Genomic DNA, 18459 nt, shown 5'->3' on the forward strand with positions numbered 1-18459 from the left:
CGCATGGTCTGCCCCGCAGCGACCGCGACGACCGCAGGGAGGGCCCTGCCCGCGCCTGCACGCCAAGCGATGTGCTGCGCCCTGTCAGGCAGCCGAGCTTTCAGCAGGCGACGTAGCGTCTCACCTTCCCTTGGCAGATCCTAATCCGCCAATGAGCTGGCCTGATCCAAAGCTCTGATCTTTTGCGCAAACATAGCCGCTAGACTTGGAACATGTCGTAAAACTGTAAATATTTGGATTCTATTAAGCATTACGGGCAGCAATCAGGCGAAAATATGCAAATCGCACCGGTTGTCGGCTGCCAGCGGGGCGGCGATAAAATGGGCTTGAAAACCCGCAGAACCATGCTTTGATCTTACCAGCGTCTTCAATTTTGAAAGGGCCTTACCATGAGCAATCTGCATCAGGCCGCTTGTCATTGTGGGGCGGTGCAGTTTCAGGTCAGGCTGTGTGATGGATTTGACAGCATTCGGCGCTGCACCTGTTCCTATTGCCGGATGCGCGGCGCGGTTGCGGTCTCGGCGCGGCTGGAGGATATCAGCTTTGTGCAGGGCCAAGACAAGCTGACGCTCTATCAGTTCAACTCGAAGACCGCGAAGCACTACTTTTGCAGCTTTTGCGGCATTTACACCCATCATCAGCGCCGCTCGAACCCGCACCAATTTGGCATAAATGTCGCCTGCCTTGCAGGGGTAAGCCCGTTTGATTTTGCCGAGGTCGAGGTGAAAGACGGCGTCAATCACCCCGCCGATGGCGCGGGGGTGGCGGGTCTTGCAGGGGTGTTGCGCTTTGTTGCCACACAAGCTTAGACGGCGGCACGACGGCTGATATTGCAAAATGTCAAGGATTTCAGGGAATCCAGACCTTGGACGCGGAAAGAGGTTGCATTTTTCTGCAAAAGGCGGAAAGGCGCAGTATCTTAGGATCTTGGCTTTCGTCTTGGCCGCACTGTCCTTATATGAACGTGCCTGCATCACTTTGGTGAGTCGCGGGAAATTGTTATTTTGCGATCAAGGATCAGCTTAGAATGTCACTCCTCTCGAGCATCTTCTCGTCAGATATGGCGATCGACCTCGGCACAGCCAACACACTGGTCTATGTGCGCGGGAAGGGCATTGTTTTGAACGAGCCCTCGGTTGTGGCCTATCACACCAAAGACGGCAAAAAGCAGGTCTTGGCGGTGGGCGAGGATGCCAAGCTGATGCTGGGGCGCACCCCCGGCTCGATCGAGGCGATCCGGCCGATGCGCGACGGCGTGATTGCCGATTTCGAGGCTGCCGAAGAAATGATCAAACATTTCATCCGCAAAGTGCATCGGCGCACGACCTTTTCGAAGCCCAAGATCATCGTCTGCGTCCCGCATGGCGCCACGCCGGTTGAAAAACGCGCCATCCGCCAATCGGTGCTGTCTGCTGGCGCGCGGCGTGCAGGGCTGATTGCCGAACCGATTGCTGCGGCCATTGGCGCAGGCATGCCGATCACCGATCCAACCGGCAATATGGTGGTTGATATCGGCGGCGGCACCACCGAAGTGGCGGTTCTGTCCTTGGGCGACATCGTCTATGCCCGCTCGGTCCGCATTGGTGGCGACCGAATGGATGAGGCAATCATCAGCTATCTGCGCCGGCATCAGAACCTGTTGATCGGCGAAAGCACCGCCGAGCGGATCAAGACCAGCATCGGCACCGCGCGGATGCCCGATGATGGGCGCGGCTCGTCGATGACCATTCGCGGCCGCGATTTGCTGAACGGCGTGCCGAAGGAAACCGAGATCAATCAAGCGCAAGTCGCCGAAGCCCTGTCCGAACCCGTGCAGCAGATTTGCGACGCGGTGATGCAGGCGCTGGAAACCACCCCGCCAGATCTGGCGGCAGATATCGTTGACCGTGGCGTGATGCTAACGGGTGGCGGCGCGCTTTTGGGCGATCTGGATCTGGCGCTGCGCGAGCAGACCGGGCTTTCGATTTCGGTGGCCAACGAGCCGTTGAACTGCGTGGCCCTGGGCACCGGCAAGGCCTTGGAATACGAGCGGCAATTGCGCCATGTAATTGATTACGACAGCTAAAATTAGGCTGGGCCTTTGGATCGCTTTAGATAAAACGGGCCTTATATGGCAAAGATGCGCAGCACACCTGAAGAGTTTCACCGACCGCTGCGGCGGATTTTGGTTGCTTTGCTGGTGCTTGTGCTGCTGGCGGTATTTTTCCTGTGGCGGATTGATAGCCCAAGGGTCGAGCGGTTTCGTGCCGCCTTGATCGACCGCTTTGTGCCTTCGTTTCACTGGGCGATGGCGCCGGTGACTTGGGGGCTGGAAGTGGTGCAGGACTTTCAGTCTTATGCGCGGCTTTACGAGCAAAACCAGCAACTGCGCGAAGAATTGCGCCAGATGAAGGCGTGGAAAGAAGCCGCCCTTCAGCTGGAACAAAAGAACGCGCGTCTGCTGGATTTGAACCATGTGCGGCTGGACCCAAAGCTGACGCATGTGACGGGCGTTGTTCTGGCCGACAGCGGCAGCCCGTTTCGGCAATCGGTTTTGCTGAATGTGGGCGCGCGCGATGGCATCAAAGACGGTTGGGCGACGATGGATGGCATCGGCTTGGTCGGGCGGATTTCGGGGGTTGGGCATCAGACCAGCCGCGTGATCTTGCTGACCGACAGCAACAGCCGGATTCCGGTCACCATCCAGCCCTTGGGACAGCAATCGATTCTGACCGGCGACAATTCTGATCTGCCACCGCTGGAGTTTATCGAAGACCCAGACGCAGTGCGGCCGGGCGATCGGGTGGTCAGTTCGGGCGATGGCGGGATGTTTCCAGCCGGGCTTTTGGTGGGCACGGTAGTTTTGGGCACCGATAAGCGGCTGCGGGTGGCACTTGCGGCTGATTATCAGCGGCTGGAGTTTTTGCGGGTGCTGCGCAGCAATGCGCTGACCGCGATCATCGATCCTGGCGCGCTTTTGGCACTGCCGCCGCTGCAAGGTCCGCCCGCACCACCTGCGCCTTTACCGTCGAGCGCCGCCGAGGCGGGCAGCAATGGCTAGGGGCGATTTGCAATGATCGACGGGGCCACGCGTGAGATTTGGCTGCATCGGGTGATGTTTTTGGGCATAGCACTGGCAACTTTGTTTTGGCGCCTGCTGCCGCTGCCCTTGGCTGAGGCCGCCAGCTGTGCGCCCGAGGCCAGTTTGTGCAGGCTTTGGGTCTGGCTTGACCGCATGCCTGGCCCAGATCTGCTGCTGTGTCTGATCTTTGCTTGGACAATGCGGCGGCCCGATTATCTGCCGGTGCTGCTGATTGCGGCGGTGGTGTTTTTGGAAGATCTGCTGCTGATGCGCCCGCCGGGTCTGTGGACGCTGCTGGTGCTGATGGGGTCGGAATTTGTGCGCGGCCGCGTGGCTTTGACGCGTGAGTTAAGCTTTATGGTAGAATGGCTGTTGGTGACAGGGCTGATGTTTGCCATGATTGTGATCTATCGGCTGATCTTCGCGATGGTGCTTTTGCCGCAGGCAGGATTAGGCTTTGCTTTGGCTCAGCTGTTCTGGTCGGTGCTGTTTTATCCGGCAGTGGTCTATCTGTCGCGGGTGGTGCTGGATCTGCGCAAACCCGCGATGGGCGAAGTTGATGCCTATGGTCGGCGGCTTTAAGGAGGTTTGACCGCATGAGACGCACGCCTCGCGATACCGAAGCAAGCGCGCGCCGCGTCACGCGGCGGGCTTTGCTGATGGGTGCGGGCATGTCGGCCATGGTCGCGGCCTTGGGCGCGCGCATGCGGTTTCTGGGCGTCGATCAGGCGGCCGAGTTTCGTCTGCTGGCCGAAGAGAACCGCATCAACATCCGGCTGATCCCACCGGCGCGCGGCTTGATCCAAGATCGCAATGGCAAGTTGATCGCAGGCAATGAGCAAAACTACCGCGTCACCATCACCCGCGAAGATGCAGGCAAGACCGATGCCGAGGTCGAGGCCGTGCTGCACCGCTTAAGCCATCTTATTCCGATGACAAAAGACGATCTGGCCAGCACGATGAAAGATATCAAGCGCAACAGCGCCTTTGTGCCAATCATTGTGGCCGAGCGCTTAGATTGGCATGAATTGTCGCGCATTTCGGTCAATAGCCCTGCCCTGCCCGGTGTCTCGCCCGAGGTGGGCCTTAGCCGCGTCTATCCGCGCGACATCGATTTCGCCCATATCGTCGGCTATGTTGGCGCCGTCTCGGATAAGGATATCGCGGCGCAAGAAAGCCCTGATCCTTTGCTGCGTATCCCCAAATTTCAAATCGGCAAGATCGGGGTCGAACGCTGGATGGAGGACACGCTGCGCGGATCGGCGGGCACCAAGCGGATCGAGGTTAACGCCCTTGGTCGGGTGATGCGCGAACTGAGCCGCGAAGAAGGCGTCAAGGGTCGCGACCTGCGGCTGACCATCGACGCCGATGTGCAGAATTTCGTACAAGCCCGCTTGGGCGATGAAAGTGCGGCCTGTGTGGTGATGGATGTCACCAATGGCGATATTATTGCCGCGGTCTCGTCGCCGTCGTTTGATCCCAATCTGTTTGTGCGCGGGATCAGCCAAAAAGACTATTCCGCGCTGACCGAAAACGACCACCGCCCCTTGGCCAACAAGGTGGTGCAGGGGGCTTATCCGCCGGGCTCGACCTTCAAGATGGTCACCGCTTTGGCTGCCCTTGCCGAGGGTGCGATTGACGAAAACAGCACTGTGCGCTGCAACGGCTATTTGGAAGTTTCGGGCCGCAAGTTTTACTGCTGGAAACACTCGGGCCACGGCAAGGTGGATCTGAAAAAGTCTTTGGCCGAAAGCTGCGATGTGTTTTATTATGACACCTGCCAAAAGGTCGGCATCGACAAGATCGCCGAGATGGGCCGCAAGCTGGGCTTTGGCGCGCGCGCCGATCTGCCGATGTCGGCGATTTCCGACGGGCTGATGCCAGACCGCGATTGGAAGCAGGCGCGCTATAAAAAGGAATGGCTGATCGGCGACACCATCAACGCCTCGATCGGGCAGGGCTATGTTTTGGCAACGCCGCTGCAACTGGCGGTGATGGCCGCCCGTATCGCCAGCGGCACCGAGGTTGAACCGCGCATCATCCATTCGATCAACGATCAGCCGGTGCCAGTGCCCCCCGCCCCCAGCCTTGGGCTTGAAGGCGCCAAGCTGCGCGCGGTGCAAATGGCGATGTTCGAGGTGATGAACGGTCAGCATGGCACCGGCAAAGGGGCGCGGATTGCCGATGAGACCATGCAGATGTGCGGCAAATCTGGCACCGCACAGGTGCGCAATATCTCCTCAGCCGAGCGCGACTCGGGCGTGGTTAGCAATGACAATTTGCCATGGAAGCAGCGCGACCACGCTTTGTTTGTGGCCTTTGCCCCTGCCGACAACCCGCGCTATGCCGTTTCAGTCGTGGTCGAGCATGGCAGTTCGGGGTCAGGGGTGGCGGGGCCGATTGCGCGCGATGCCTTGCTGCGGGCGATGACGGGGGATATTCCGCCGCTCAGCGCCTATCCGCCTTCGCAGCGCGGCCGGATGGAGACTTTGCTGAACGCGCTCAAGCTGCGCCTGCCCGATGGCAGCCCGCCTGCGCCGTCAAAGGTATAGCCCGATGAGCTTTCTGGAATACCGCCTGAAACTTGCGCCAACCGGCTTTTCCAAGGTGTTTTACATCAATTGGGCGCTGATCTTGGTCCTGACGGCGATTGCGGCGATTGGCTGGCTGATGCTCTATTCCATTGCCGGCGGGCAGATGGATGTCTGGGCGCTGCCGCAGATCAAACGCTATGGCTTGGGCATGGTGATCTTGCTGGCAGTGGCGGTGGTGCCGATCTGGTTCTGGCGGTCGATGTCGGGGCTGGCCTATGCGCTTGGCATGGTGCTGTTGCTGATCGTCGAGTTCTTTGGCGTGGTCGGCATGGGCGCGCAGCGCTGGATTGATCTGGGCTTTATCCGCATTCAACCCTCCGAGCTGATGAAGGTCACTTTGGTGATGATGCTGGCGGCCTATTATGACTGGCTGCCGGATAAGAAAGTCTCCAAGCCGCTCTGGGTGCTTTTGCCGGTGCTGCTGGTGGTTGCGCCGACGATTTTGGTGCTGATGCAGCCCAATCTTGGCACATCAGTGATGCTGGTGGTGGCAGGCGGTGGGGTGATGTTTGCAGCCGGCGTGTCGCTTTGGTATTTCGCCGCCGTGATCGCCATGGTCGGCGGCACGGTCTTTGCGGTGATCTATTCCGAAGGCAGATCGTGGCAATTGCTGCATGATTACCAATACAAGCGCATTCACACCTTTTTGGACCCAAGTGCCGACCCCTTGGGTGCGGGCTATAACATCATTCAGGCCAAGATCGCGCTGGGGTCAGGCGGCTGGGGCGGCAAGGGCTTTATGCAGGGCACGCAAAGCCGGTTGAATTTTCTGCCCGAAAAGCACACCGACTTCATCTTTACCACGCTGGGCGAAGAGTTTGGCTTTGTCGGCGCCATCTCGCTTTTGGCGCTTTATACGCTGGTTTTGGTGATGCTGATTTGGGCGGCGGTGCAAAATAAGGATCGCTTCAGCCAACTGCTGATTGTTGGCGTTGCGATGAACTTTTTCCTTTATATCGCGGTGAACCTGTCGATGGTGATGGGGATGGCGCCGGTGGTCGGCGTGCCTTTGCCGCTGCTCAGCTATGGCGGATCGGCGACATTGGTGATCTTGGTGGCCTTTGGCTTGGTGCAAAGCGCGATTGTGCATCGGCCACGCTAAGACAGAACAGGAGACCCGCATGACGCTTTGCCTTTATTTCGCTGCCCCCGCCGTTTGGGACGAATACCGCGAGATTTTGCCCGCCCTGCTGGCAGAGGCCGGGATTGACGCCGAGGTGGTGACCAAGGCTCCCGAGCCTGCGGCGGTGGACTATATCCTTTACGCGCCCTCGGCCCCCTTGCAGGATTTCACCGCATTTACCCGCTGCAAAGCCGTGCTAAGCCTTTGGGCGGGGGTCGAGCGGATTGTCGGCAATGCGACGCTGACCCAGCCTTTGTGCCGGATGGTCGATACAGGTCTGACCGAGGGCATGGTGGAATGGGTGGTCGGCCATAGCCTGCGCCATCATCTGGGCATCGACCGCCATATCGTCAATCCGGGCCATCTGTGGGATCCGACCTGCCCGCCACTGGCGCGCGAGCGTCGGGTGGCGATGCTGGGGATGGGCGCGCTTGGCACCGCTTGCGCGCGCGCGCTGGCGGCGCTGAACTTTCAGGTTCAGGGCTGGAGCCGGACCGAGAAATCGGTGCCGGGCATCCCTTGTTTTCACGGCGAGGCGGGGCTGGAAGCCGTGCTGCGCGGCGGCGATATTGTGGTGACGCTGCTGCCCAAAACCCCCGAGACCGAGAACCTGCTGGACGCACGGCGGATCGGCTGGATGAAGCCGGGGGCGGTGATCTTGAACCCCGGGCGCGGCGCGCTGATTGACGATGCGGCCTTGCTGGCGGCGCTGGATGCGGGCGCCCTTGGCCATGCGACCTTGGATGTGTTTCGGGTTGAGCCTTTGCCCGCAGATCACGCCTTTTGGCACCACCCAAAGGTGACGGTGACGCCCCATATCGCCGCGGATACCCGTGCGACGGGGGCAGCAAAGGTCTTGGTCGAAAATATTCGCCGCGGCGAGGCGGGTGAGCCGTTCTTGCACCTTGTGGACCGCGCGCGCGGTTATTGAGGCGGCGCGCAGGCTGCGGCCAAGGCGGGGGGCTGTCTGCCCCCCGCGGGTTTGCGGGCGCAAACCCGTCCCCCCGAGGATATTTTTAGACAGATGAAGGGCGAAGTTAGCGGTATTTGCGAAACAGCCTGGTGCGGGCGTAGAGCGATTCCAGCCGCTGCATCCGCACGGCGGTGTCATCCCAGGTTTTGCTTTGCACCGAGGCCAGCAGGGTTTCGACCAGCACCATCAGGCTGACATTGCTGTCCCAGGCTGAGGGGGCCTCGATATGGCAGGCAAGGGTATGGCTGGCGAGGCTGGCTGCAGGCGAGACCCAGCGGTCGGTGATCAGGATGATCTCGGCACCTTGTTCGCGGGCCATCTCGGCGATTTGCAGCACGGCGTTTTCATAGCGGCGGATGTCAAAAACCAAAAGCACATCGCCCTGCTTCATATCAAGCAGCGCCGGGGCCCAGGTGGTGGCGCTGTCTGACAGAAGGGTGACTTCGGAGCGCACCACTTTCATCAGCGAGGTGAAGTAGTCGGCCAAGACATGGGTGATGCGGCCGCCCATGGCAAAGACATGGCGGTTGGGATCGGCCAGCAGCGCGCAGGCGGCATCGAATTCGGCATGGTCGATCTGGCCAAGCGTGGCTTGCAGATTGGCCATCACCGCATCGGCAAAGCGGTTCAGAATATGGGTATCGGGCACCCCCCCCGCCCAGCGGTCGTGTTTGCTGAGCGGCGAGACCAGCATCGCCTCAACCTCGCGGCGCAGGCTGGCTTGCACATCGGGATAGCCCTTATAGCCAAGCTTTTGCGCCAAGCGCACCACCGTCGGCGTCGAGACCTGCGAGGCCTTGGCCAGCAGCGTGATTGAGCCCAAGGCCGCCATCGGGTAATGTGACAAGATATGACTGGCCAATTGCCGTTCGGCGCGGGTCAGATCGGGCAGAGCGCTGCGCAATTGGTCTTCGAGGGTCAATTTTTCGGTCATGGCGGCTCCGCGTGGAACTATTGTTTCAGCACTTATACAAAAAGAAACATTCTTGACAGAATGCAAGCAAAAGAACAGCCTTGGGCAAAATAACAGGGATGACTCGCAGCCTATGAATGGCGCAGAGACCAGCTTGCGGTTTGAACCGCTGATCGAGAACGCGGCCGCGCAGGGGCGGTTTGTGTTGGTCTGCGAGCATGGCTCGAATGCCTTTCCCGAAGCTTGGGGCGATCTGGGGCTGACGGCGGCCGAGCGGGCAGCACATATCGCTTGGGATCCGGGCGCGCTGGATTTGGCGCGCGCGCTGGCGCTGCGGCTGGAGGCGGTTTTGGTGCATGCGCCGGTCAGCCGCCTGATTTACGATTGCAACCGCGCGCCCGATATGGCCGGGGCGATGCCTTTGCGCTCAGAGGTTTATACCATTCCGGGCAATGCCGCGATTTCGGCGCAAGAGCGCTTGGCGCGCACGCAGGCGGTCTACCTGCCTTGGGTGCAGGGGCTGCAGCGGGTGATTGCCGAGCGCATCGCGCTGGGGCTGCGCCCGGTGGTGGTGACGGTGCATTCCTTTACCCCGGTCTATCACGGTGTGGCGCGCGCGGTGGAGTTTGGCGTGATCCACGACGCCGATGACGCCCTTGCCCGCGCGGTGGTGGCGGTGGCTGCGCAAGAGACGCGGTTGAATGTGCAGCTGAATGCGCCCTATTCTGCCGCCGATCAGGTGACCCACAGCCTGCGGCTGCATGCGACGCCCTACGGTCTGCCCAATGTCATGCTAGAGCTGCGCAATGACCTGATCGCCACGCCAGAGCAGGTCTCGGATATGGCGGATCAATTGGCGGTGGTTTTGAACATGGGGCTGGTCGAAATTCAGCGGCAGGCCAAGGCCAGCTGAGGCGGGCGGGCGTCCGAGGGGGTGCTGCGGCATCTGTGCATTTGAAGCCCCAATTGATGGGGAAACTCAAAGGAGATCCGGATATGGCCGGTAATTTGACATTAGACGAGCTGAGTGCCGCGGTAAAAAGCGGCGAGATTGATACGGTTTTGGTCTGCGGCATCGATATGCAGGGCCGCTTGATGGGCAAGCGCTTTCATGCGGCGTTTTTCATTGATGGCGGCTGGCAAGAGACGCATTGCTGCAACTATCTGCTGACGGTGGATATGGAAATGACCACGGTGCAGGGCTATGCTTCAAGCTCGTGGCAGACCGGCTATGGCGACTATGTGCTAAAGCCCGATTTGGCGACGCTGCGGCGGATTCCTTGGCTTGAGGGCACGGCGCTGGTCTTGGGCGATACGCTGGACCATCACGGCCATGAGGTGCCCCACAGCCCGCGCGCGATCTTGAAAAAGCAGGTGGCGCGCGCCGATGCGATGGGCTTTGACGCGATGATGGCGACCGAGCTGGAGTTCTATCTGTTTGAGAACTCTTATGCCGATCTGCGCGATCAGGGCTGCCGCGATCTTAAGCCGGTTTCGGGCTATAACGAGGATTACCACATCTTCCAGACCACCAAGGAAGAGGATGTGATGCGCGCCATCCGCAACGGGCTTTATGGCGCGGGCATTCCGATTGAGAATTCCAAGGGCGAGGCCGATGCCGGTCAGGAAGAGGTGAACTACCGCTATTCCGACGCGCTTGATACTGCCGACAACCATGTAATTGTTAAGAACGGCATCAAAGAGATCGCCTTTGCCAAGGGCAAATCGGTGACATTCATGGCGAAATACGATCACCGCCGTGCGGGATCATCAAGCCATGTGCATCAAAGCCTTTGGACCAAGGACGGCAAGCCTGCCTTCTATGATCCGGCCGATAAATACGGCATGTCGGCGCTGATGAAGCATTTCGTGGCAGGCCAGCTGGCCTATGCCGAAGAGATGACGGTGTTTCTTGCGCCTTACGTCAACAGCTATAAGCGGTTTTCGATCGGGATGTTCGCGCCCACCAAGGCGGTTTGGTCGGCAGACAACCGCACTGCGGGCTTTCGGGTTTGCGGTGTCGGCAGCAAGGCGGTGCGGGTAGAATGTCGCATTCCGGGATCGGATGCGAACCCCTATCTGTCTTGTGCGGCTTTGCTTGCGGCAGGGCTTGACGGCATCGAGAAAAAGCTGGAGCTGGAGCCGGAATTGTCGGGCGATATGTACAACACCGATGGCATCCGCGAGATCCCGCATAATCTGCGCGATGCGGCGGCCAAGCTGAAAGGCTCGGCGATGTTGCGCGCGGCTTTTGGCGCGGATGTGGTCGATCATTACCACCACGCCGCGCAATGGGAGGTTTCGGAAGCCGACCGCGTGGTGACCGATTTTGAGCTACAGCGCCTGCTGGAGCGGGCGTAACACAATCGGGCGCGCAGGGGTTGCGCGCCTGTCCCAAAGCCGCGGTGCGCGATAAATGCACACCCTACGAGGTAAAAGATGACACCAATACAGCTGATATCGCCCGTTGACGGCTCGGTTTATGCCGAGCGGATGCCGCTTGCGCGTGACGCCGCCTTTGCCATGGCCGCCCGCGCCAAAGCCGCCCAACCGGCTTGGGCCGCGCGCCCCTTGGCCGAACGGATTGCCTTGGTGAAGGCCGCCGTCGCGGCCCTGAACGCCATGGCCCCGCGCGTTGTCGAAGAACTGGCCTGGCAGATGGGCCGCCCGACCCGCTTTGGCGGTGAATTTGGCGGCGTGAATGCCCGCACCGACTATATGTCAGAGATTGCAGCAGAAACTTTGGCGCCGGTGATGATTGAAGACAGCGCCGCCTTCCGCCGCTATATCGCGCGGCAGGCCTTGGGTGTGGTGTTTATCATCGCGCCTTGGAACTATCCCTATCTGACCACCATCAACACTTTGGTGCCCGCGCTGATCGCAGGCAATACCGTGGTGCTGAAACACGCCAGCCAAACCATGCTGGTCGGCGAGCGGATTGCCGAGGCCTTTCACGGCGCGGGCATTCCGCAAGATGTGTTCCAAAACGTGGTGCTGGATCACCCGACGACCGAGGCCTTGATCGGGGCGCGGGCGTTCAATTTTGTGAACTTCACAGGATCCGTCGGGGGCGGTCAGGCGATTGAACGCGCCGCCGCCGGCACCTTTACCCCGCTGGGTCTGGAACTGGGCGGCAAGGATCCGGGCTATGTCCGCGCCGACGCCGATCTGGAGGCTGCGGTAGATACGCTGATGGATGGCGCGATGTTCAACGCCGGCCAATGCTGCTGCGGCATCGAGCGGATTTATGTCCACGAAAGCCTTTACGATGCCTTTGTCGAAAAATCGGTGGCTTGGGTCAAGGCGCTGAAACTGGGCAATCCCTTTGACGCCGAAAGCACCTTGGGGCCGATGGCGAACAAGCGCTTTGCCGCCGTGGTGCGCGCCCAGATCGCCGAAGCCGTGGCCGCAGGCGCAAAAGCTCTGATCGACCCCGCGCTGTTTCCAGCCGATGACGGCGGCGCCTATCTTGCGCCGCAGATCCTGGTCAATGTCGATCACTCGATGCGGGTGATGATGGAGGAAAGCTTTGGCCCGGTGGTTGGCATCATGAAGGTCAAAGACGACGCCGAGGCTTTGGCCTTGATGAACGACAGCCCCTATGGCTTGACCGCCAGCGTCTGGACAACCGATTACGACACCGCCGCCGCTTTGGGCGAACAGATTGACACCGGCACGGTCTTTATGAACCGCGCCGATTATCTGGACCCCGCGCTGTGCTGGACCGGCTGCAAAGACACCGGCCGCGGCGGCAGCCTGTCTTATCTTGGGTTCCATTCTGTGACCCGTCCGAAATCTTATCATCTTAAGAAGGTGCAAAAATGAGCCATAGCGTTCCCAACCGGAACTGGTCTTATCCAACCGCAATCAAATTCGGCGTCGGCCGCATTGCCGAACTGGCCGAGCATTGCGCCGCTGCCGGGGTGAAAAAGCCGCTGTTTGTCACCGACAAGGCGCTGGCCTCTTTGCCGATCACCGCAGATGCCGTGGCTGTGCTGCAAACGGCGGGTCTTGGGGCTGCGGTGTTTTCCGAAGTCGACCCGAACCCGAATGAGACCAATATGGCCGATGGCATTGCCGTCTATCTGGCAGGCGGCCACGACGGCGTGATCTGCTTTGGTGGCGGCTCGGCCTTGGATCTGGGCAAGATGATCGCGCTGATGGCGCATCAGCGCGCCGATCTCTCGGTCTGGGATCTCGAGGATATCGACGATTGGTATACCCGCGCCGATGCAGATAAAATCGCCCCCATCATCGCCGTGCCCACTACGGCCGGCACTGGCTCTGAAGTGGGCCGCGCAGGGGTTTTGACCAATTCGCTGACTCATAAGAAAAAGATCATCTTCCATCCAAAATTGCTGCCGGTGGTGGTGATCTGCGATCCGGCCCTGACCGTGGGCATGCCGCGCTTTATCACCGCAGGCACCGGCATGGACGCGCTGGCGCATTGCCTCGAGGCCTATTGCTCGCCCTTTTACCACCCGATGAGCCAAGGCATCGCCTTGGAAGGCATGCGGCTGGTGTTTGAAAACCTGCCAAAGGTCTATGCCAACCCCAATGATCTGGACGCGCGCGCGCATATGATGTCTGCCGCCGCGATGGGGGCCGTGGCCTTCCAAAAGGGTCTGGGGGCGATCCACAGCCTCAGCCATCCGGTGGGCGCGGTCTATGGCACCCATCACGGCACCACCAATGCGGTGGTGATGCCGATGGTGCTAGAAATGAACCGCCCCGCGATCGAAGACCGCATCGTCAAAGCCGCAGCCTATCTGGGCTTTGAGGGCGGCTTTGCGGGCTTTCATGACCAGATCATGGAACTGCGGACCCTGCTGAACATCCCCGAAAACCTCTCGGCGATGGGGGTGCAGTTTGGCGATCTGGATATGCTGACCGAGATGGCGCTGGAAGATCCGTCTTGCGGTGGCAACCCGATTGCAATGACGCGCGAAAACACCCGCGCGCTGTTTGACGCCTGCATGTAACCCAATAAGGACCTGCGCCGATGCAACATCTGACCACAGAGATCGCAGTCATCGGCGCAGGTGTCATAGGCCTTGCCGTGGCCGAAGCCCTGCTGGCCGAGGGCCACGAGGTCACGCTGATCGACCCTGCCCCGCCCGGCATGGGGGCCTCTTATGGCAATGCAGGCACCATTGCCGATTATGCGGTGATGCCGGTGGGCACGCCCGATGTCTTGCGCAACCTGCCCTCCTTGCTGTTTGACAAGGACTCACCGCTTGCGATCCGGCGCGCGGCGCTGGCCTCGCTTGCGCCTTGGCTGCTGCGCTTTGCCCGCCAAAGCCTGCCAGCGGCGGCGGCGCGCAATGCCGCGGCAATTGCAGCCCTGGTGGCCGATGCCTGCCCGCGCTGGGAAGAGCTTGCCAGCCGGATTGGCGGCGCGCAGATTTTGCAGCGGCGCGGCTGCCTTTATATCTATGAAACCGCCCAAGGCTTTCAGGCCGCCCAAGCCGATATCGCCTTTCGCAAAACCATCGGCATCAGCGCCGAGATGATCTCGCCCCAAGCTCTGGCCGCGATGGAACCCGCCCTGCCAGATGTCGCGGGTGGCGCGACCTTCTTTCCCAAGGCCGTGTTCCTCTCTGACCCCGGACAGATGGTGCAGCTGTTGGCAGAACATGTCTTGGCACAAGCCACCTTCGTGCAGGCCGCAGCAACAGAACTGCACCGCAACGCGGGCGGCGTGCAGATCCGCGGTGCAGGCTTTCAACTGCAAGCCCGCAAAGTGGTGATCGCGGCAGGGGCGCACAGCCGCGCCTTGGCCCGCGCCGCAGGCGACCGCGTGCCCTTGGACACCGAACGCGGCTATCATCTGGAATGGGACATGCCGACCCCGCGACTGTCGCGCCCGACCTGCCCCACCTCGCGCGGCTTCTACCTTTGCCCAATGCAGGGCCGATTGCGTGTGGCAGGCACGGTGGAACTCGGCGGCCTCACCGCCCCACCCTCACCCCACCGCCTGAAAAAACTGGCCGAAGGCGCCCGGGCCATCTTCCCCGACCTCGGCGCGCCCGATCGCAGCTGGATGGGCTTTCGCCCCTCAATGCCCGACAGCCTACCTGTCATAGGCCCCAGTGCCGCAGGGGCAGAGGTGATCCACGCCTACGGCCACGGCCATATCGGCCTGACCCTTGCCCCGATCACCGCAAGCATCGTCTCAGATCTGGTGGCAGGCCGCCCGTCCGCAATCGACATCAGCGCCTATCGCGCCACGCGGTTTTAGCTGCACGGTCAAGATCGTCCTGACCCAGCGCGCGAGCCGTGCTGTTGAATGGATATTTAGACCAAGATGAAATTGGCAGGCTTTCATCTTGGCCTAAATATCCCCCGCGGAGCGTTCAGGTCGCACTGCCAAAGCCGCGCGTCAGATTACAGCGCGCCCAGTACCACCGGGGCCACTTCGTGCCAGCCGCGCCAAATCATATCGAGTGCTACATAGACAATGATGGCAAGGCCAAGATAGGCGATCCAGCGGTGTTTGTGCAAAAGCCGCGCGATGAAGCTGGCGGCGAGGCCCATCATTGCGATGGAAAGCACCAAACCGATCACCAGCACTGTGGGGTGTTCACGCGCAGCCCCTGCAACAGCCAAAACATTATCAAGGCTCATTGAGATATCGGCGATCACAATTTGAAGCGCCGCTTGGCGGAAGGTTTTGACCGGTGCGCCGCTGGCGATGCTGCCATCGCCGTTCAGATCTTGGCCTGAAATCGCCTCGGCTCCATCTGCGTCATGGCTTTCGCGCAATTCGCGCCACATCTTCCAGCACACCCAGAGCAGCAGCACGCCTCCGGCCAGCAAAAGTCCGACAACGGCCAGCAGTTTCGTGGTGAGCAGCGCAAAGCAAACCCGCAGCACGGTCGCGGCAAGGATGCCGACAAGAATGGCCTTGGCCCGCATTGCCTGCGGCAGACCTGCGGCGGCGAGCCCGATAACAATCGCATTATCGCCTGCCAGAACCAGATCAATTCCGATCACTTGCAGCAGGGCTAGAAATCCGGCGGAGGTGAAGATTTCCATGTCAGGCCCTGTGTTATTGTTGTGATCCTTACCTAAGGCTCCTGTTCCAAAACTGCAACCGTGCCGCGCGCGCTCTAGAGCATGCTGGAGACCACCTGATCTGGCGGGCGGTGGCCATCGGCAAAGGTCTTGATATTGATGATCACCTTTTCCCCCATCTCAAGCCGGCCCTCGACCGTGGCCGAGCCGATATGCGGCGAGAGCACGACATTGGGCAGTGCGCGCAGCGACGGGTTCATCTGGGTGCCATGTTCAAAGACATCAAGCCCCGCGCCTGCGATCTCGCCACTGGCAAGCCCGCGGGTCAGGGCATTCTCGTCTATCACCTCGCCGCGCGAGGTGTTGATGATCACCGCCGAAGGTTTCAGCAGTTTCAGCCGCCGCGCGTTCAGCAGATGAAAGGTCGAGGGCGTATGCGGGCAGTTGATCGAGATAATATCCATCCGCGCGATCATCTGATCGAGGCTGTCCCAATAGGTGGCCTCTAGTTCGGCCTCGGCCTCGGGGCGCAGGCGTTTGCGGTTGTGGTAATGCACTTGCAGGCCAAAGGCGCGGGCGCGGCGCGCCACCGCCGAGCCGATCCGCCCCATCCCCAAAATCCCCAGCCTGCGTCCGCCCAGACGTCCGCCCAGATGCGCCATCGGCGACCAGCCTTGCCATGTGCCCGCTTGCAGCTCCGCCAAGGCCTGCGGGATGCGGCGGGTCACCGCCAGCATCAGTGCCAGTGTCATATCGGCGGTATCTTCGGTTACCGTGCCGGGGGTATTGGTCACCAGAATGCCGCGTTGGCGCGCAGTGGCGACATCAATATGATCCACCCCCGAGCCGTAATTGGCGATCAGCCGCAGCTTGTCACCGGCTTGGGCGATCAGGGCGGCGTCGATATGATCGGTCAGCGTTGGCACCAGCACATCGCAGCGCCGCATCGCTGCGGCCAGCTCTTCGCGGCTCATCGTGGTGTCGGGGTCGCGCAATTCGACATCGAACAACTCTTTCATCCGCGTCTCGACTGCTTGCGGCAGACGGCGGGTCACGACAACGTTTAGACGGGTTGCGGGCATCTTGGCCTCCCTGCACTTCCAAATCGGTGTAATCTTTGTCAAGGTGACGACAAGCGGGGCAATCCACAAGCCCCCGTTCGCGCAAAGAGGCGGCAGGATGAATCGGAAACAGTTTTTATCAACGGCGCTGGCAGGCCTTGCTTTGGCATGGGCAGGCCCCGCTCGAGCGCAGGAATCGCAAGCCGATGAGGCCGCAGCCCGCACCGATGAGGCTTTGCAAGACCAAGACCCTGCGGCGGCGGCAAAGCCCGTGGTACGCGACCCCACCAAAGGCGCTGTCACCAATCTGCCGATCCCGCGCTATGTCAGCCTGAAGGGGCGCGAGGGCAATGCGCGGCGCGGGCCAAGCCTGACGCACCGGATTGACTGGGTGTTCAAGGCCTCGGGGATGCCGTTGAAGATCACCGCCGAACACGAGCATTGGCGCCGCGTCGAAGACCAAGAGGGCATGGGCGGCTGGGTGCATTACTCGCTTTTGTCGGGCGTGCGTACGGTTTTGGTGGTGCAAGACTTGGCCGAGTTCCACGACAGCCCCGAGGCGGGCGCAGCGGTCTCGTTCAAAGCCGAACGCAATGTGATCGGCAAGCTTTTGGAATGCAACCGCGATTGGTGTCGGGTCAGCACCGATGGTGATAAGGGTTGGATCTTGAAGACTGCGCTTTGGGGTGTCGATCCTGAAGAGATTTTGACTTAAACTCTGGCTTGCGCGGCTGTGGCCCAGCGCGTAGAGCGCGGGTTTTAGGGGCGAGGGCAGAATGAGCAGCGGCGAGAGTGTAAAGCTGAATCTTTCGGCGGGGTTAGCCTCGGTCGGTGTTGCGGCCATTTTGGTGGCGCTAAAGCTTTGGGCGCTTTCGGCGACGGGGGCTTTGTCGGTGGCGGCATCGCTTGCCGATTCGGCGATGGATCTGATGGTCTCGCTGGGGGCAGCCGCCGCTTTGGTCTATGCCGCAAAGCCCGCAGACGAGGATCACGCCTTTGGCCATACTTCGGCCGAAGATCTGGCGGCGCTTGGGCAGGCGCTGTTTGTGCTGATCTCGGCAGGGGTGATCACTTGGGCGGCGGTGGCGCGGCTGCTGGCGCCTGCGCCCGAAGCCCTGCGCGCGCAATCTGCGGGCATCGGGGTGATGGCGGCTTCGGTGGTGTTGACCTTGGCGCTGGTCTGGTGGCAGGGCCGGGTGGCGCGGCGCACTGGCAGCCGCGTGGTCGCAGCCGACCGGCTGCATTATCTGGGCGATCTGTTGCCCAATATCGGCGCGATCATCTCGCTTTGGGCGTCGCAATCCTTGGGCTTGGGGGCGATTGATTCCATCGTGGCCTTGGGCGCGGCGGGGCTTTTGGCGATTGGCGCGGTGCGCATCGGCAAGGGCGCATGGGACGCGCTGATGGACCGCACCGCCGACCCTACAATCGTCGAAGGCATTGCCGCCATTGCCCGCGATTGGCCGCAGGTGCATGGCTTTCACGACCTGAAAACCCGCACTGCCGGCAGTCGGGTGTTTGTGCATTTGCATATCGAGCTGGACGGCGCGCAGACCCTGCACGAGGCGCATGCGATTGGTGCGGCCCTGCGGCGAGCGATCTTGCAGGCCTATCCGCAGGCCGATGTGATCATCCACAAGGATGTGGCGCGCTAAACTTCGCCGCTTTTGCGCCAAAGCTCTTGCACAAACGCGGCTCTGCGGTGAGAGTGGCCTTA

At 60.9% G+C, this 18459-nt stretch carries 17 protein-coding genes; 14 read left to right on the top strand and 3 right to left on the bottom strand.

What is annotated here, in order from left to right; genetic code table 11:
* The first annotated feature begins 389 nt into the window (after positions 1-389).
* The 7 genes from V7Q10_RS08605 (at position 390) to V7Q10_RS08635 (ending at position 7709) form a co-directional block, all read left to right on the top strand.
* The gene (locus V7Q10_RS08605; protein ID WP_333868670.1) at positions 390-809 is read left to right on the top strand and encodes a GFA family protein; all 420 of its coding nucleotides are present in this window, start codon (positions 390-392) and stop codon (positions 807-809) included.
* A gap of 218 nt (positions 810-1027) precedes the next feature.
* Positions 1028-2065 carry a rod shape-determining protein gene (locus V7Q10_RS08610; RefSeq protein ID WP_333868671.1) on the top strand — a complete coding sequence of 346 codons (1038 nt, stop codon included), beginning with the start codon at positions 1028-1030 and terminating at the stop codon, positions 2063-2065.
* Between the two features lie 45 nt (positions 2066-2110).
* Positions 2111-3040 carry a rod shape-determining protein MreC gene (gene mreC, locus V7Q10_RS08615; RefSeq protein ID WP_333868672.1) on the top strand — a complete coding sequence of 310 codons (930 nt, stop codon included), beginning with the start codon at positions 2111-2113 and terminating at the stop codon, positions 3038-3040.
* A 12-nt stretch (positions 3041-3052) separates the two neighbouring features.
* Positions 3053-3643 carry a rod shape-determining protein MreD gene (locus V7Q10_RS08620; protein ID WP_333868673.1) on the top strand — a complete coding sequence of 197 codons (591 nt, stop codon included), beginning with the start codon at positions 3053-3055 and terminating at the stop codon, positions 3641-3643.
* A gap of 14 nt (positions 3644-3657) precedes the next feature.
* Positions 3658-5613, top strand: coding sequence for a penicillin-binding protein 2 (gene mrdA / locus V7Q10_RS08625; RefSeq protein ID WP_333868674.1), 1956 nt, complete (start codon positions 3658-3660; stop codon positions 5611-5613).
* A 4-nt stretch (positions 5614-5617) separates the two neighbouring features.
* Positions 5618-6757 carry a rod shape-determining protein RodA gene (rodA, locus tag V7Q10_RS08630; RefSeq protein WP_333868675.1) on the top strand — a complete coding sequence of 380 codons (1140 nt, stop codon included), beginning with the start codon at positions 5618-5620 and terminating at the stop codon, positions 6755-6757.
* 19 nt (positions 6758-6776) lie between these two features.
* The gene (locus V7Q10_RS08635; protein WP_333868676.1) at positions 6777-7709 is read left to right on the top strand and encodes a 2-hydroxyacid dehydrogenase; all 933 of its coding nucleotides are present in this window, start codon (positions 6777-6779) and stop codon (positions 7707-7709) included.
* 106 nt (positions 7710-7815) lie between these two features.
* Here the strand turns inward: V7Q10_RS08635 and V7Q10_RS08640 are convergent, their stop codons facing one another.
* The gene (locus V7Q10_RS08640; protein ID WP_333868677.1) at positions 7816-8685 is read right to left on the bottom strand and encodes a MurR/RpiR family transcriptional regulator; all 870 of its coding nucleotides are present in this window, start codon (positions 8683-8685) and stop codon (positions 7816-7818) included.
* Positions 8686-8797: 112 nt separating this feature from the next.
* Between V7Q10_RS08640 and V7Q10_RS08645 the strand changes: the two genes are divergently transcribed.
* The 5 genes from V7Q10_RS08645 (at position 8798) to V7Q10_RS08665 (ending at position 14905) form a co-directional block, all read left to right on the top strand.
* Positions 8798-9577: an N-formylglutamate amidohydrolase gene (locus V7Q10_RS08645; RefSeq protein ID WP_333868678.1), complete on the top strand. Its 780-nt coding sequence runs from the start codon at positions 8798-8800 to the stop codon at positions 9575-9577.
* 83 nt (positions 9578-9660) lie between these two features.
* Positions 9661-11025 (top strand): glutamine synthetase family protein, encoded by a 1365-nt coding sequence (locus V7Q10_RS08650; protein ID WP_333868679.1) that lies wholly within the window; start codon positions 9661-9663, stop codon positions 11023-11025.
* A gap of 78 nt (positions 11026-11103) precedes the next feature.
* Entirely contained in the window at positions 11104-12489 is a 1386-nt protein-coding gene (locus tag V7Q10_RS08655) for an aldehyde dehydrogenase family protein (protein ID WP_333868680.1), read from the top strand.
* Entirely contained in the window at positions 12486-13646 is a 1161-nt protein-coding gene (locus V7Q10_RS08660) for an iron-containing alcohol dehydrogenase (RefSeq protein ID WP_333868681.1), read from the top strand. Before V7Q10_RS08655 ends, V7Q10_RS08660 begins: the two co-directional genes overlap by 4 nt.
* A 20-nt stretch (positions 13647-13666) precedes the next feature.
* Positions 13667-14905 carry an NAD(P)/FAD-dependent oxidoreductase gene (locus V7Q10_RS08665; protein WP_333868682.1) on the top strand — a complete coding sequence of 413 codons (1239 nt, stop codon included), beginning with the start codon at positions 13667-13669 and terminating at the stop codon, positions 14903-14905.
* A gap of 146 nt (positions 14906-15051) precedes the next feature.
* Here V7Q10_RS08665 and V7Q10_RS08670 read toward each other — a convergent pair whose 3' ends face one another.
* The gene (locus V7Q10_RS08670; RefSeq protein WP_333868683.1) at positions 15052-15702 is read right to left on the bottom strand and encodes a YjbE family putative metal transport protein; all 651 of its coding nucleotides are present in this window, start codon (positions 15700-15702) and stop codon (positions 15052-15054) included.
* A 74-nt stretch (positions 15703-15776) separates the two neighbouring features.
* Entirely contained in the window at positions 15777-16763 is a 987-nt protein-coding gene (locus tag V7Q10_RS08675) for a 2-hydroxyacid dehydrogenase (RefSeq protein WP_333868684.1), read from the bottom strand.
* Positions 16764-16860: 97 nt separating this feature from the next.
* Between V7Q10_RS08675 and V7Q10_RS08680 the strand changes: the two genes are divergently transcribed.
* A complete protein-coding gene (locus V7Q10_RS08680; protein ID WP_333868685.1) occupies positions 16861-17457 on the top strand; it encodes an SH3 domain-containing protein in 597 nt (198 codons plus the stop codon).
* A gap of 61 nt (positions 17458-17518) precedes the next feature.
* Positions 17519-18397, top strand: coding sequence for a cation diffusion facilitator family transporter (locus V7Q10_RS08685; RefSeq protein WP_333868686.1), 879 nt, complete (start codon positions 17519-17521; stop codon positions 18395-18397).
* Positions 18398-18459: the final 62 nt, after the last annotated feature.

It is taken from the genome of Cypionkella sp. (assembly GCF_036782355.1).
Classification (GTDB): domain Bacteria; phylum Pseudomonadota; class Alphaproteobacteria; order Rhodobacterales; family Rhodobacteraceae; genus Cypionkella.